General features: G+C 57.3%; 12 protein-coding genes and 1 pseudogene. 5 read left to right on the forward strand and 8 right to left on the reverse strand.

Going from position 1 to position 13,897, the window contains the following annotated elements; translation table 11 throughout:
• Positions 1 to 222: 222 nt before the first annotated feature.
• The 5 genes and pseudogenes from CLM71_RS11155 to nifJ all read right to left on the reverse strand — a co-directional run bounded on the left by CLM71_RS11155 (position 223) and on the right by nifJ (position 6,746).
• Positions 223 to 621, reverse strand: coding sequence for a VOC family protein (locus CLM71_RS11155; protein WP_105231059.1), 399 nt, complete (start codon positions 619 to 621; stop codon positions 223 to 225).
• Between the two features lie 148 nt (positions 622 to 769).
• Positions 770 to 1,708, reverse strand: a complete 939-nt coding sequence (ttcA, locus tag CLM71_RS11160; protein ID WP_105231060.1) for a tRNA 2-thiocytidine(32) synthetase TtcA — start codon at positions 1,706 to 1,708, stop codon at positions 770 to 772.
• Between the two features lie 163 nt (positions 1,709 to 1,871).
• A pseudogene (locus CLM71_RS24265) lies at positions 1,872 to 2,081 on the reverse strand (site-specific integrase); the annotation flags it as partial.
• Between the two features lie 407 nt (positions 2,082 to 2,488).
• Entirely contained in the window at positions 2,489 to 2,875 is a 387-nt protein-coding gene (locus tag CLM71_RS11175; RefSeq protein WP_370446991.1) for a DUF2778 domain-containing protein, read from the reverse strand.
• Between the two features lie 337 nt (positions 2,876 to 3,212).
• Positions 3,213 to 6,746: a pyruvate:ferredoxin (flavodoxin) oxidoreductase gene (gene nifJ / locus CLM71_RS11180; protein WP_105231062.1), complete on the reverse strand. Its 3,534-nt coding sequence runs from the start codon at positions 6,744 to 6,746 to the stop codon at positions 3,213 to 3,215.
• 275 nt (positions 6,747 to 7,021) lie between these two features.
• On the opposite strand from nifJ, the gene CLM71_RS11185 reads away from it, so the two are divergent.
• Together CLM71_RS11185 and CLM71_RS11190 are read left to right on the forward strand one after the other, a co-directional pair.
• Positions 7,022 to 7,354: a multidrug efflux SMR transporter gene (locus tag CLM71_RS11185; protein ID WP_105231063.1), complete on the forward strand. Its 333-nt coding sequence runs from the start codon at positions 7,022 to 7,024 to the stop codon at positions 7,352 to 7,354.
• Between the two features lie 527 nt (positions 7,355 to 7,881).
• Positions 7,882 to 8,142, forward strand: coding sequence for a DUF333 domain-containing protein (locus CLM71_RS11190; protein WP_105233326.1), 261 nt, complete (start codon positions 7,882 to 7,884; stop codon positions 8,140 to 8,142).
• Between the two features lie 27 nt (positions 8,143 to 8,169).
• On the opposite strand, the gene hslJ is transcribed toward CLM71_RS11190, so the two are convergent.
• Positions 8,170 to 8,601, reverse strand: coding sequence for a heat shock protein HslJ (hslJ, locus tag CLM71_RS11195; protein ID WP_105231064.1), 432 nt, complete (start codon positions 8,599 to 8,601; stop codon positions 8,170 to 8,172).
• A 33-nt stretch (positions 8,602 to 8,634) separates the two neighbouring features.
• Positions 8,635 to 9,627, reverse strand: a complete 993-nt coding sequence (locus CLM71_RS11200; protein ID WP_105231065.1) for a 2-hydroxyacid dehydrogenase — start codon at positions 9,625 to 9,627, stop codon at positions 8,635 to 8,637.
• Positions 9,628 to 10,073: 446 nt separating this feature from the next.
• On the opposite strand from CLM71_RS11200, the gene CLM71_RS11205 reads away from it, so the two are divergent.
• Genes CLM71_RS11205 through CLM71_RS11215 form a run of 3 tightly spaced genes read left to right on the forward strand, consistent with a single transcriptional unit; the run spans position 10,074 to position 13,215 of the window.
• Positions 10,074 to 12,686, forward strand: a complete 2,613-nt coding sequence (locus CLM71_RS11205; RefSeq protein ID WP_105231066.1) for a YdbH family protein — start codon at positions 10,074 to 10,076, stop codon at positions 12,684 to 12,686.
• The gene (locus CLM71_RS11210; RefSeq protein ID WP_105231067.1) at positions 12,683 to 12,880 is read left to right on the forward strand and encodes a YnbE family lipoprotein; all 198 of its coding nucleotides are present in this window, start codon (positions 12,683 to 12,685) and stop codon (positions 12,878 to 12,880) included. Before CLM71_RS11205 ends, CLM71_RS11210 begins: the two co-directional genes overlap by 4 nt.
• 11 nt (positions 12,881 to 12,891) lie before the next feature.
• Positions 12,892 to 13,215: a YdbL family protein gene (locus CLM71_RS11215; RefSeq protein WP_105231068.1), complete on the forward strand. Its 324-nt coding sequence runs from the start codon at positions 12,892 to 12,894 to the stop codon at positions 13,213 to 13,215.
• A 56-nt stretch (positions 13,216 to 13,271) separates the two neighbouring features.
• Here CLM71_RS11215 and CLM71_RS11220 read toward each other — a convergent pair whose 3' ends face one another.
• Positions 13,272 to 13,877, reverse strand: coding sequence for an FMN-dependent NADH-azoreductase (locus tag CLM71_RS11220; protein ID WP_105231069.1), 606 nt, complete (start codon positions 13,875 to 13,877; stop codon positions 13,272 to 13,274).
• Between the last annotated feature and the right edge of the window lie 20 nt (positions 13,878 to 13,897).

A 13,897-nucleotide genomic window follows, 5' to 3' on the forward strand; every position in this document is an offset into this window, starting at 1 on the left:
AAGTTGCGCGAAATCAACATTTGCCGTCGGAGAATGCGGCATTATTCTTCCCGCAGGTGAATGCAACGTCAAGCGATGGGCGTTGCGCTCCATAATTGTCTTACTTTCTTATTTTTAGAATTACTGCATAGCAAATTTGATTCACACGATGCCGGTGTTATCACCGGCATTTTTTTCGTCTTTTTTCCGCGCGGTCAGGCTGCTGTTGACCACGATACCGAACTAGGCCGCCGCTTCATCCCAGAAGCTGGCTTCAATTTTATGCCCGTCCAGATCGCGGACAAAACAGCCGTAATATTGCTCGCCGTAGTGAGGCCTGGAGCCTGGAGCGCCCTCATCCGTTGCGCCGGCCTGCAGTGCCTGACGATAGAATTCATCAACCTGCTGTTTGCTGGTGGCGAAAAAACCGATATGGACGCCGTTGCCGATGCTGGCGAGTTTGCCGTCGAGCGGGGTTTGCAGCCAGAATTCGGGGTAGTCGCGGCCATAACCGATGGCGCCATGGTGCTCCAGCACGCGGCGACAGCCCAAGGCGGACAGTACCCGATCGTAAAAATCCGCCGCCTGGTCGAAATGGTTGGTTCCGATGGAGACGTGGGACAGACAAGGGGTGATATTCATCGGTAAGTAAACTCCATATTACTGTATGAAAAAACAGTATAGAGCAAAGCCGATGACGACAGGCGGTTTTTTAGCGTCAAATGTGAGCGGGATCGTAAAGCTCGGCGGGGGAAAACGCCATCCGCCGCAGGGTGGATGGCGTGTAGACTTACTTGATTTCCAATACGTTCAGCCGTTCAGGTGCGGCGACGATCTCGTCAGCCTCTGCGGCTTGCCAGCCGGCCGGCTGCAGCGGCAGCTCTTCGCGATCGAACGCCAGATCGCCGCCGTTTACCACTTCGTCGCCGTGCTGAATGCCTTTGAAGTCAAACAGTTCGGTATCACACAGGTGCGAAGGCACCACGTTTTGCATTGCGCTGAACATGGTTTCAATACGGCCGGGGTAGCGTTTATCCCAGTCGCGCAGCATATCGCCGATCACCTGGCGCTGCAGGTTCGGCTGTGAACCGCACAGGTTGCAGGGAATGATCGGGAAGGCTTTCGCCTGGGCAAAGCGCTCGATATCTTTCTCACGGCAGTAGGCCAGCGGACGGATCACCACGTGTTTGCCGTCGTCGCTCATCAGCTTGGGCGGCATGCCTTTCATCTTGCCGCCGTAGAACATATTGAGGAACAGCGTCTGCAGAATATCGTCGCGGTGGTGGCCCAGCGCGATTTTGGTGGCACCCAGTTCGCTGGCGGTGCGGTAGAGAATGCCGCGGCGCAGGCGCGAGCACAGTGAGCAGGTGGTTTTGCCTTCTGGAATTTTCTCTTTAACGATGCCGTAGGTATTTTCTTCTACGATCTGATAGTCCACTCCCAGTCCGTCCAGATAGGCTGGCAGGATGTGTTCCGGGAAGCCCGGCTGCTTTTGGTCCAGGTTGACCGCTATCAGCGAGAAGTTAACCGGCGCGCTCTGCTGCAGGTTGCGCAGAATTTCCAACATGGTGTAGCTGTCTTTGCCGCCGGACAGACACACCATGATGCGGTCGCCTTCCTCAATCATATTGAAATCGGCGATGGCCTCGCCTACGTTGCGGCGCAGGCGCTTTTGCAGCTTATTGAGGTTGTACTGTTCTTTCTGGCTCACTGTTTGTTTTTCTGACATTTAAATCGTGCTCGTTCTCATTGGGGTGCACTATGGACATGGCGCCGTTAGCGGCCAGTTTACCATTCAACGGGCGGATAGGAAAAATCCATCCGCGCCCACGGTGCTACATGCAGTGGCATCCTGACCGCAGCGCGATCAACACGGCTCACGGCATAGGTGCAGTTTGGCGAGTATGGTACGGATTACGGCGACGAATGCCAGCACGTTTTACTGCGGCATCCCATCGCGCCCCGATCGAGAATAGCGCATAGTGAGGTGCCTGCTTTCCTTTTGCCATTCGTGGCATGAATACAAACCGCAGACGCTGTTTTTCGCTACGTCCATATTCGCGATGGTGAAAAATAATCACCACTTTACGGTGCAGGCCGGTGCCTCTATTGCTGGCGCGAGTAGGGTAACGATCCGCTGGCGTCCTCTGCCTGGAAGGTGTACTGATAAAAAAAGGCCGGAACTACCGGCCTTTATCCATCCGATTAAATGCTATTATAATTATCTTGTATGCAATAATGGATAGCATTAAATTTATCGGGAAGCATATTAACGTGTAAGTGTAATAAAGCGGTTCCGGGTATCCGCCAAAAAAATCAGATATTCGAGCGGCCGTGCCTTCCGTCATATTTATAATTAGCCATTCATAAATGTATTCGTAAGGTAGCACCAAGCCCAAAGTTATCAGTAGCGCGATGAATAACGCTGTCTTTGCTAATATCTTAAACCACGTCACCATGACTAACCCCACATTCGCCATTGCTTATCACGTCTATAACCCCGTATGATTTAATGTTTCCTTTTTAATTTTGCTCCTCTCGTTCTTAGTAGCGCATTGCGTATTACGGCAAAACCGGAATGGTGTTTTAGTGTAATACAGCCGAGGGAAAGTGCACCGGGGTGCAATCTGAAATTCCCGCGCCTTACTCCATTTATCCATGTATAGTCGTCTATCGCTCCATCGTCTCGATATAGCCCAAACCAGTCCCTGCTGGGCGTTGGTATATTCCGTGCAAATCTGTTCCATGCATCATAGGCGAATGTTTTAACGTGCCACATGCTACCACCTGACGGCCTGTCAACTATCCAGTATTTGCCAGCGGGGATCGGGCCTGCATTGGGAACCATGCCGCATCCTGGAACATTCCTGTACGCGCCTTTTCCAGAGGATGCCATAAATCGTTAACGGAGAATAGTCCGCATCGTTAATTATAAATTTTCCATATAGTGCCATATTTTCTATCCTTGGTTCATATCAATAAACGCTATTTTTACACCGAAGCAAACATAAACGAATGGATTTTTTTTAAAACATCCCCGCATGTTTTTATGAAAAACAGGACTTTTTCTTATTTTTTTATTGGATGTGTTAAGGGAATAAAGGAACGTGTCGAACTAAAAGGGGAAAAAGGCAGTAAAATAGCCTGGGACGTCTATGTTGTTTTACGCAAGCGTTGAGAATTGATGTTACTACCCCAAATGACGGGCGCGCATTCAGCGCGCCCGGTAGGATTTACTCGTTGGCCGATTTCTCCGCCTTGCCGGCCAGCAGACTGAGGAGGTCGTATTTCTGCTGCAGCTCCTGCGCGGCCTCCTGATACAACGCGCTGGCGACCTCAGGCTGCAGGCTGTTCAGGCGGCGGAAACGCTGCTCCTTCAGCAAGGTGGCGGCAAGGTCGCTGTTCGGCGGCCGTGAATCCAGCGCCAGCGCCGCTTTGCCTTCCTGCGTGCGGCGCGGATCGAAGCGGTACAGCGGCCAGAAACCGCTGGCGGTCAGCTGTTTCATCTGGTCGTGACTCAGCGCCAGATCGTAGCCGTGCTCTTCACACGGGCTGTAGGCGATAATCAGCGACGGGCCGGGGTAGGCTTCCGCCTCCTGAATCGCTTTTACCGTCTGATTCAGCTGCGCACCTAACGAAATCTGTGCCACATACACGTGGCCGTACATCATCATGCTGACGCCGAGGTCCTTACGCGCCTTGCGTTTACCGTGTTCGCCGAATTTGGTCACCGCGCCAAGCGGCGTGGCCTTTGACTGCTGGCCGCCGGTGTTGGAGTAACACTGGGTATCCAGCACCAGCACGTTGACGTTCTCCGTCAGGCTCAGCACGTGGTCCAGCCCGCCAAAACCGATATCATAGGCCCAGCCGTCGCCGCCGATCAGCCAGATGGATTTATCCAGCAGATGATCGGCATCGTCGGCCAGCTGGCGGGCGTTACCGTCATCGAACTGCGCCAGCTGGGTGCGCAGCTCGGCGATTTGCTTCAGCCGCAGGGCGGGTGCGATGTCATCCATCCGCAGCCCGTTGACCAGCTCCGCCGGCAGACGATCGGCCTGCGACGCCAGCAGACGCAAGGCGCGCTGCCGATGCTGATCGACCGTCAGGCGGAAGCCCAGTCCAAATTCGGCGTTGTCCTCGAACAGTGAATTGGCCCAGGCAGGGCCGCGGCCGGCGGCATTGGTGGTGTACGGCGTGGTGGGCAGGTTGCCGCCGTAGATGGACGAACAGCCGGTGGCGTTGGCGATCAGCAAGCGATCGCCGTATAGCTGGGTCAGCAGCTTGATATAAGGCGTTTCGCCGCAGCCGGAACAGGCGCCGGAGTATTCGAACAGCGGCGTAATCAGCTGTGAGGTGCGGATATCGATGCGTTCAAGCTGCGCCGGATCGATTTCCGGCAGCTGCAGGAAGAAGTCGTAATGGGCTTTCTCTTCCGCCAGATGTTCCAGGCGCGAGGCCATATTGATCGCCTTGATCTCCGGCTGCTGGCGATCTTTGGCCGGGCAGACTTCCACGCACAGGTTACAGCCGGTGCAGTCTTCCGGCGCCACCTGCAGCACGTATTTCTGCCCGCGCATATCGCGCGCTTTGACATCCAGCGACTGCAGGCTGGCCGGCGCGTGCTCCATGGCCGCCGGCGGCACGACTTTGGCGCGAATGGCCGAGTGCGGGCAGGCGGCGACGCAGTGGTTGCACTGGGTACAGAGATCCGGCCGCCAGATCGGCACCTCTTCGGCGATATTGCGTTTTTCCCACTGCGTGGTGCCCACCGGCCAGGTGCCGTCCGGCGGGAAGGCGGATACCGGCAGTGCATCTCCCAGCCCGGCCAGCATCGCCGCCGTGACGGTTTTGACGAAGTCCGGCGCGGCGTCGGCCACCACCGGCGGGCGTTGCGGGCTGGCGGGGTTGACGGAGCGCAGCGGAATGGCGGTCAGCGCCTGGCGCGTTGCCCCCAGCGCCTGCCAGTTGCGCTCGACGATCTCCTGACCTTTGCTGCTGTAGCTGCGGGCAATGGCGTCCTGCAGCTGTTGCAGAGCGACGTCATCCGGCAGAACCTGCGTCAGATGGAAAAATGCCATCTGCATCACGGTGTTGATGCGCGCGCCAAGCTGGCATTCGCGCGCCAGTTTGGCCGCGTTGATAATATAGAAGCGCGCCTGGCGTTGCTGAAGCAGCGCCTGCACTTCCTGCGGCAGCCGGTCCCACACTTCGTCAGCGCCGTAAGGGGTATTGAGCAGAAAAATCCCGCCGTCTTTCAGACGTTCGACCATCTGGTATTTATCGATAAACTGCGCCTGGTGGCAGCCGATAAAATCGGCGCGGCTGACCAGATAGGCGGAATTGATCGGCCGTTCGCTGACGCGCAGGTGCGACACCGTCAGGCCGCCGGCCTTTTTCGAATCGTAGACAAAGTAGCCCTGGGCAAACAGCGGCGTTCCGTTGCCGATGATTTTGATATTGTTCTTGGTCGCTGAGACGGAGCCGTCACTGCCGAGGCCGTAAAACAGCGCCTCCAGCGTGGCGTGAGAGGGGAGCGGATTATCATGCAGCGGCAGCGACAGCCCGCTGACGTCATCAAAGATGCCGACGGTGAAACGCGGGCGTGGCCGTTCCTGTTCCAGTTCGGCAAACACCGCCAGCGCACAGTCAGGGCCGAACTCTTTGGATGACAGGCCGTAGCGGCCGCCGATCGTCAGCGGCAGGGTATCGCGCTCACCGCGGCTGAAGGCTTCGGCCAGCGAGCTCATCACGTCCAGATACAGCGGTTCGGCCGGCGCACCCGGTTCTTTGGTGCGGTCCAGCACGGCGATTTTCCGCACGCTGGCCGGCAGCGTCTCCAGCAGGTGGGCCGCCGAGAACGGGCGGAACAGACGCACCTTCACCATACCGACCTTTTCACCGCGCGCCAGCAGCGCATCAATCACTTCTTCACAGGTGCCGATTGCCGACCCCATCAGTATCACCACCCGCTGCGCATCGGGGTGGCCGTAGTATTCAAACGGCTGATACTGCCGACCGGTCAGCGCGGCGAACTGCGTCATCGCCTCGCTGACGTGGCGATAGGTTTGCGCGTACCACGGGTTGGCGGCCTCGCGGGACTGGAAGTAAGTATCCGGATTGGCGGAGGTGCCGCGTACCACCGGGCGTTCCGGCGACAGCGCCCGGGCGCGGTGGGCGGCGATCGCCGCCTGCGGCATCATCTGCCGCAGGGTATCGTCGCTGAGCGGCACGATTTTGTTGATCTCGTGCGAGGTGCGGAAGCCGTCGAAGAAATGAATAAACGGAATACGGCTGTTGAGGGTTGCCGTCTGCGAGATTAAGGCAAAATCCTGCGCCTCCTGCACATTGCTGGCGCACAGCATGGCGCAGCCGGTCTGGCGTACCGCCATCACGTCCGAATGGTCGCCGAAGATCGACAGGGCATGGGTGGCCACCGTACGCGCGGCGACGTGCAGCACAAACGGCGTCAGTTCGCCGGCCAGTTTATACAGCGTCGGGATCATCAATAATAATCCCTGCGAGGAGGTAAACGATGTCGACAGCGCGCCGGTCTGCAGGGCGCCGTGCACGGTGGCGATCGCGCCGCCTTCCGACTGCATTTCTACCACCCGTGGTGTATCCCCCCAAATATTCTGGCGGCCGTCACCGGACCAGGCGTCCGCGTGCTCGGCCATGGTGGAGCTGGGCGTAATAGGATAAATTGCGATGACTTCGCTGGTGCGGTAAGCCACCGACGCAACGGCATGGTTGCCATCTGTCGTAATCATGGAAAGTACCTTATTTCAGCCATGGCGTTGCGCCATGCGGAAAAAAATGCCCTGGAGCCGGGTGAAAAAAACAGCGTTAAATAAAGTCTAGCAGAGGGAAAATCGCGTTCTTTATCACGTTTGTGTGCAGAGCGCGGTTTCAGCGTCGGAACGTTGTAACCTGATATGTCGCAAGGAAATCGCATTATCCGCTGGCGGTGGCGGTGCGGTTTAACCATAATTTAGCGCTTTATTGCCATCATGGCGGCGTTGGCTATTAACAGAGAGCGGGACAAATGACGGGATTAATGTATTTAACCATGGCGATTATCGCCGAGGTGGTTGCCACCACCATGCTGAAGGCGTCGGAAGGGTTCACCCGCCTGTGGCCCTCGCTGGTGGTGGTGCTGGGCTATGGCGTGGCCTTTTGGGGCCTGTCGATGGTGGTGAAAAGCATGCCGCTGGGCATTGTGTATGCGATCTGGTCCGGCATGGGCGTCGTTTTGGTGTCTATCGCTGCGGTATTTATTTATAACCAGAAACTCGACTGGCCGGCAATTATCGGCATGGGATTAATCGTCGCCGGAGTATTGGTGATTAACCTATTGTCAAAAACCAGCGCTCACTAATATTACGATGAATAAAAAAGCCCGCATGACGTTAATCATGCGGGGTGAAGAGCTCAGTTAATTAACTGAAAAATAGTGGAATGCTAATCTCTTAGCGCCTATAGCATACGCGCTGAGCCGCACTTTCAACGTGGCAGAAAATGCGGCGTGCCGTGCTGCTGCCCAGCACGCGCCGACGGCCGTTTGCGCCGTAATTCTGCGTGCGACCGATGGTGATAAGGAGTGTCTGACAGTGATAAAGTTTCGGCTGGCGCAAAAAAGCGCAAAATAATGGCGGCGATGTATTCTCATTATTAAACGAACAGGCTAAATTAAATACACCCGTCATACTCCAAGTTACAGGTGTGTTGGCCGCGTTCAGTCACCCGAATCACTTACCGAGTAAGTTTATCAGGGTTACTTCTCTTGCTGCCTTCCTGCAACTTGAATTATTTCGGGTATAGGTTTGTATTAATTGCACGATCATATGCCCATCAAGAGGCGTTGTTATTTTTTATATAATCAGGTTCAGGAGAAAAACAATGGCAATGCAAATACACAAATGGTCGCTGGCCGGCGCCGTTTTGCTGCTGGCCGCGTGCAGCAGCAATAATGATGAACCGCAGCAGCAGGGCACCAGCGCCAGAATTGACCACTTACCGACCAGCGCACACTGCGCCAACGTCGGCGGCACCACCACCATTGCCCATACGCTGAATGGCGAGGCGGTCAGAATGTGTCAGATGCCGGACGGCAAGCAGTGCGAGGAGTGGGCATTAGGTCAGGGGGCCTGCGCCAGCGCCGGCTAAACGCCGCCCCCGGAGGATAATGCGGGCTTATTGCACCCAGTCTTTCAGGGTATAGACCAGCGTGTGTTTACCGTCGCTCAGTGTCAGCTGCTGGGCATCCAGCGTGACGCGCGCGCCGTTATTCAGCACGCTGCCGATGACCTGATCCCACTGGTTACGCAGCGGGTCGGCACACATCATTCGCGTCGAGGCCAGGTTTTTAACCGTTAGCACGCCGTTGTCCAACTGGCCGTTGCCGAAGAAGCGGTTGCACATTGAACCGGAGATATGCATCTTCTCGCCGAATTCAATGCTTGGCCCGCGCCCCTGTTGTGCATTGGCGGCGACGCCGTCCACGCTCTGCAGCACAAAGTTGTGATGCAGCAGATCGCTTTCCTGTACCGGCTTGCCGGCAGGCGTACCGCCGGCGCAGCCGGCCAGCAGCGTACTGGCCAGCGCCAGCGGGATCCATGATTTCATTGTTGCTCTCCTGAGGTTGTTGTTCCCTGTGTTTCAGCCATGCAGCTGGTTGGCGCAGGGTTCGCCGCGCGTCAGCTGATCGATATTCTGCAGTGTGGTTTCAGAAATGCTGGTCAACGCCTCTTCCGTCAGGAAGGCCTGGTGGCCGGTAAACAGCACGTTATGGCAGGCCGACAGCCGGCGGAAGATATCATCCTGAATCACGTCGTTGGATTTGTCCTCAAAGAACAGATCGCGTTCGTTTTCATACACGTCCATGCCGAGCGCACCGATTTTCTGCTGTTTGAGCGCGTCGATGGCGGCGGCGGAATCAACCAGGCCACCGCGGCTGGTATTGATGATCATCACGCCGTCTTTCATCATGGCAAAGGCCTGCGCGTCCAGCAGGTGATGATTTTCCGGCGTCAGCGGGCAGTGCAAAGTGATAACGTCCGATTGGGCGTACAGCGTCGGCAGATCGACGTATTCCGCGCCCAGTTCCAGCGCCTGTGCGCTGGGGTAAGGGTCGTAGGCCAGCAGCTTCATGCCGAAGCCTTTCAGAATACGCATGGTAGCCACGCCGATTTTACCGGTGCCGATCACCCCGGCGGTACGGTTATGCATATTAAAGCCGATCAGTCCTTCCAGGGAGAAGTTGGCGTCGCGGGTGCGCTGGTAGGCGCGATGGATGCGACGGTTCAGGCTCATCATCAGACCGACGGCGTGTTCCGCCACCGCTTCCGGCGAATAGGCCGGTACGCGCACCACCTTGATGCCGAGCTGCTGTGCGGCGGCCAGGTCGACATTGTTAAAACCGGCGCAGCGCAGCGCCAGAATCTCTACGCCTAACGCCGCCAGCTCTTCCAGCACTTCGCGGCTGCCGTCATCGTTGACGAAAATACACACCGCCTTGCAGCCGATTGCGGTTTTGGCCGTTTTCTTACTGAGCAGAAAATCAAAAAACTCAAGTTCGTAACCAAACTGCTGATTTACCAACTCAAGGTATTTGCGGTCATACTGTTTTGTGCTGTATATCGCCAGTTTCATTGTGGTTTCTCCACCGAGAATATTATGGCTAGTTTAGTGTTTTTTGCCAATTTTGACAATTAGTTAGCCATTATGGACCGGGGGGGAGAGGGGACGGCGCGGGCAAAAAAATCCCCACATTCATGGTGGGGAAATGGCTTCTTCATATATACCATCACGCTAGGATACGGTGGGTATACAACTTACTTATTAGAATCATTGCCAGACTATTAATCATCAGCAGCAACGACAATAACAAAAGTCTGAAATGCGCCGTGCGCCAGGCGGCTAATATGTAAGCAAAATCGACAAATGACGGATAAAGATCGGTGAAAATGGCAGAAAGGGGCTTCCCGTGTCCTATCTAACTTCACCCTGGTCTAAAATCATGCCATCATAATTCCCCTTTCCGGCATAGACTTAATGCAACTGCGGGCATGCTTATCTAGGAATGAAGCAATCATTTAATGGCTAAACGATTGAGAATATTCATAGGGATTGTGGTGGCTATCCTGATCCTGCTGTTGGTGCTGTGGCAAACGGTGCCGCGCTGGCTGCCGCGCGTGGCGGCGTACTGGCTACCGGCAGGCAGCCAACTGACGCTGCAGGGGCCGCTGCGCTGGCAAAACGGTGGCCTATCGTTGCCGGGGGCGCAATATAAAGTGCAGCAGTGCCTGCTGGCCGATTTGGGCGCGACGCGTCTGCATTATCGCGGCGGTCGCTGGCTGCTGGACAGCGACAAACTTAGCGTTGACAGCGCCTGCCTGAGCCAGTTGCCCGCCGGCGAAGACGACGGCGCGCCGCTGACCCTGGATGCGCTGCAGCGCCAGTTGCCGGCGCTCGATCTGAGCATCAACCAACTCTCTATCCTGCCCTGGCAGCACTATGCCGGCAAACTGCAGCTGCATAATACCGCTGCGGGCCAACGGCTGTTTTATCAGGGTAAAAATCTCAAGGCGGAAGCGCTGCTGAATAACCAGCAGCAGCTGGCAATCTCTTCGCTGAATGTACTGCCGCCCAATAGCCCACATCCGCTGCGGTTCAGCGGCGATATCACCATAGCGCGCGATTTCGCCGCACTGCCGCCGCAGGGCAAACTGCGGGGCGAGGTGCAAACCGCCTACCTGCAGCAGCCGCTGCTGATGGACATTAACTGGCATCAGGGGCAAGGGGTGGTGACGCTGACGGAAAAAGGCGATAAGCAACCGCTGGCAACCTTGCCCTGGTCGGTCACGCCGCAGCAAATCCGCATCGACAAAGGAGAATGGCGCTGGCCGTATATTGACCAGCCGCTAAGCGGCGGCGTCAACATTGCGCTGCATGACTGGAGCAAAGGACTGGATGAAACGCAAATCAGCGCTCGGCTGAATGTGATCACCGCCGGGCACAACGGCAAGGGCAATGCGGTGTTGACGCTGGGGCCGGGCAGCGTTGGCCTGACGCGCAGCAATCTCGACTTCCAACTGACCGGGCAGGCCAACCTGGCCGATTTTTCCCTGACGGCGTCGATTCCCGGCGTGGTCAGCGGTTCTATTCTCAACCCGACGCTGGAGCTGCGGCCCGGTTCGCTGCTGCGCGCCTGGGGCAACGCCTCGCCGGAAATGAAGCTGGAAGAGGCGCGTCTGCCGCTGGCCGGGGTAAAAGTCACCGCCAATGGCATTACCGGCCGTCTGCAGTCGATTATTCGCGCCAGCGACAGCTATTGGGGACGTTTCAGACTGCATCTGGACGGTCTGGCGCAAGATTTCTGGCCGGACAAAGGGCGCTGGCAGTGGCGCTATTGGGGCAACGGCCGGCTGCCGCCGCTACAGGCGAAGTGGGACGTGGCGGGCAGCGGCGACTGGCAGGACAGCCTCCTGACGCTCGATCGCCTCTCCACCGGCTTTGATCGGCTGAAATATGGCATGGTCACGGTGGCCGCGCCGCGCCTGACGCTGAACAAGCCGCTGCGCTGGCAGCGCGATGACGCACTCCCGTCGCTGAACGGTGAACTGCAGCTGGTGGCGGATAAGGTCAGTTTCAACGGCGGCGGTCATCTGCCGGCGTCGACGCTGGCGCTGTGGCTGCAGGGGCGCGATCCGCAGAACTTCCAGTGGCAGGGTAAGTTGCAGGCGCAGGATATCGGGCCGATTGCGCTGCGCGGCCGCTGGGACGGTGAGCGCCTGCGCGGGGAAGGCTGGTGGCCGAAGCAGCGCCTGGCGGTGTTCCAGCCGTTGTTGGCGCCGGATCTGAATATTACGCTGCGCGACGGCGAGTTTTACGCCCAGGCGGCATTCTCCGCCGCGCGTGAACAGGGCTTCGCCGCCGGCGGCCACTGGGTGGTGAAAAACGGCGGCATGTGGATGAAGGACGGCGAAATGAGCGGTCTGGATTTCGTCATGTCTTACCGGCTGCAGAACCACCAGTGGCTGCTGGGTGCCAAGCAGCCGGTGACGCTGCGCATTAAATCGCTGAGTAACCTGTTTGAGATGCAGAACATCACCGCGAATCTGCAGGGTTACTACCCCTACAGTGAACGCCAGCCGCTGACGCTGAGCAATGTCGGCGTGGATATGCTGAACGGCCACATCGGCCTGTCGGCGCTGCGCCTGCCGCAGCATGACGCTGCGGTGCTGAAGCTGGATCGCGTCGACCTCAGCGCGCTGTTTACCGCTCTGAAGCCGAAACAGTTCGCCATGTCCGGCCGAGTGAACGGCGAGCTGCCGCTGTACCTGAATAACTCGCAATGGCTGGTGCGCAACGGCTGGATCGCCAACGCCGGCCTGCTGACGCTGCGGCTGGATAAGGATATGGCCGACGCCATCGCCAGCAACAATATGGCGACCGGCGCGGCCATCGACTGGCTGCGCTATATGGAAATTCATCGCTCACAGGCCAGGGTCGATCTCGACAACCTGGGCGTACTGACGTTAACGGCCAGAATCGACGGGGTTAACCCGCAGAAAAACGCCAAACGAGAGGTTATTTTGAACTATAGCCATCAGGAAAACGTGTTTCAGCTGTGGCGCAGCCTGCGCTTTGGCGACAACCTGCAGGAGTGGCTGGAACAGGCCCTCGCACAACCAGGGGAACAACCATGAAGATCATCACCGGGCCGGCTCTGGCGGCCGTTGTCGGCAGCGTGCTGCTCAGCGGTTGCGTGCCGCGTATTGAGGTGGCGACGCCGAAAGAGCCGATCACCATCAATATGAACGTCAAGATCGAACATGAAATCCATATCAAAGTGGATAAAGACGTTGAAAATATGCTGAAAAACCGCAGCGATCTGTTCTAGGAGTGGGGTAAATGAAAAAGCGATATTTATGGCTGATTGGCGCCGGCTGGCTGCTGAGCGGCAGCGTGATGGCGTTGACGCTGGACGAGGCGAAACAGCAGGGGCGCGTCGGCGAAACGCTGAGCGGCTATGTCGCACCGCTGAAACAGGATAACGATACGCTGGCGCTGGTGAAACGCATCAACGATGGTCGAACGGAACAGTATCAGAAGATTGCCGAGGGCAACCATATTGCGCTGGACGATGTGGCGCGCATGACCGGGCAGAAGCTGGTGGCGCGTGCGCCGTCGGGGGAATACGTGCGCGGCATTAACGGCCAGTGGCTGAAGAAATAACAGAAATAACAGGCAGGGAAATCGTTGAGGGCGCACGCGGCGCCCTCGACGGTTTATCAGGCGGTGAGCACCTGAGTCAGCACAGCTTTGGCGTCATCCTGTGCTTTGCCGGCAACGTCCGGGCCATAGGCCACGCCTTCGACAAACACGAATTCCACGTCGGTGATGCCGATGAAGCCCAGGAACAGGCGCAGGTAAGGTTCAACCAGGTCGGTTGGCGTACCTTTGTGAACGCCGCCGCGGCTGGTCAGGATAATCGCACGTTTGCCTTTCACCAGGCCTTCCGGACCGTTTTCGGTGTAGCGGAAGGTCACGCCGGCGCGGGCAATCAGGTCGAAGTAGTTTTTCAACTGGGTTGAAATATTGAAGTTGTACATCGGCGCGGCGATGACGATGGTGTCGTTGGCCTGCAGCTCGGCGATCAGCTCATCGGACAGCGCCAGCGCTTCTTGCTGACGCGGGGTCAGCGGCGCGTCGGAAGGGCGCATGGCGCCGACCAGTTCGCCATCCAGCACCGGCACCGGGTTAGCCGCCAGGTCACGTACGGTGATGGTGTCGCCGCCGTGGTTTTTGCTCCACTGCTCAACGAAGAAGTCGCTCAGTTGGTTAGACTGTGAGTAGTTTGCCAGGATGCTCGATTTCAGAACCAGTAATTTGCTCATCGTAAATTCCTTACGTAATC

Origin of the sequence: Serratia sp. MYb239 (assembly GCF_002966855.1) — a bacterium.
GTDB classification, from domain to species: domain Bacteria; phylum Pseudomonadota; class Gammaproteobacteria; order Enterobacterales; family Enterobacteriaceae; genus Serratia_B; species Serratia_B rhizosphaerae.

Excerpts from the sequence above, each read along its gene's own strand:
- CLM71_RS11155 (WP_105231059.1), bottom strand. The coding sequence starts at position 621 with ATGAATATCACCCCTTGTCTGTCCCACGTCTCCATCGGAACCAACCAT.
- ttcA (WP_105231060.1), bottom strand. The coding sequence starts at position 1,708 with ATGTCAGAAAAACAAACAGTGAGCCAGAAAGAACAGTACAACCTCAAT.
- CLM71_RS11175 (WP_370446991.1), bottom strand. The coding sequence starts at position 2,875 with ATGGCATCCTCTGGAAAAGGCGCGTACAGGAATGTTCCAGGATGCGGC.
- nifJ (WP_105231062.1), bottom strand. The coding sequence starts at position 6,746 with ATGATTACGACAGATGGCAACCATGCCGTTGCGTCGGTGGCTTACCGC.
- CLM71_RS11185 (WP_105231063.1), top strand. The coding sequence starts at position 7,022 with ATGACGGGATTAATGTATTTAACCATGGCGATTATCGCCGAGGTGGTT.
- CLM71_RS11190 (WP_105233326.1), top strand. The coding sequence starts at position 7,882 with ATGCAAATACACAAATGGTCGCTGGCCGGCGCCGTTTTGCTGCTGGCC.
- hslJ (WP_105231064.1), bottom strand. The coding sequence starts at position 8,601 with ATGAAATCATGGATCCCGCTGGCGCTGGCCAGTACGCTGCTGGCCGGC.
- CLM71_RS11200 (WP_105231065.1), bottom strand. The coding sequence starts at position 9,627 with ATGAAACTGGCGATATACAGCACAAAACAGTATGACCGCAAATACCTT.
- CLM71_RS11205 (WP_105231066.1), top strand. The coding sequence starts at position 10,074 with ATGGCTAAACGATTGAGAATATTCATAGGGATTGTGGTGGCTATCCTG.
- CLM71_RS11210 (WP_105231067.1), top strand. The coding sequence starts at position 12,683 with ATGAAGATCATCACCGGGCCGGCTCTGGCGGCCGTTGTCGGCAGCGTG.
- CLM71_RS11215 (WP_105231068.1), top strand. The coding sequence starts at position 12,892 with ATGAAAAAGCGATATTTATGGCTGATTGGCGCCGGCTGGCTGCTGAGC.
- CLM71_RS11220 (WP_105231069.1), bottom strand. The coding sequence starts at position 13,877 with ATGAGCAAATTACTGGTTCTGAAATCGAGCATCCTGGCAAACTACTCA.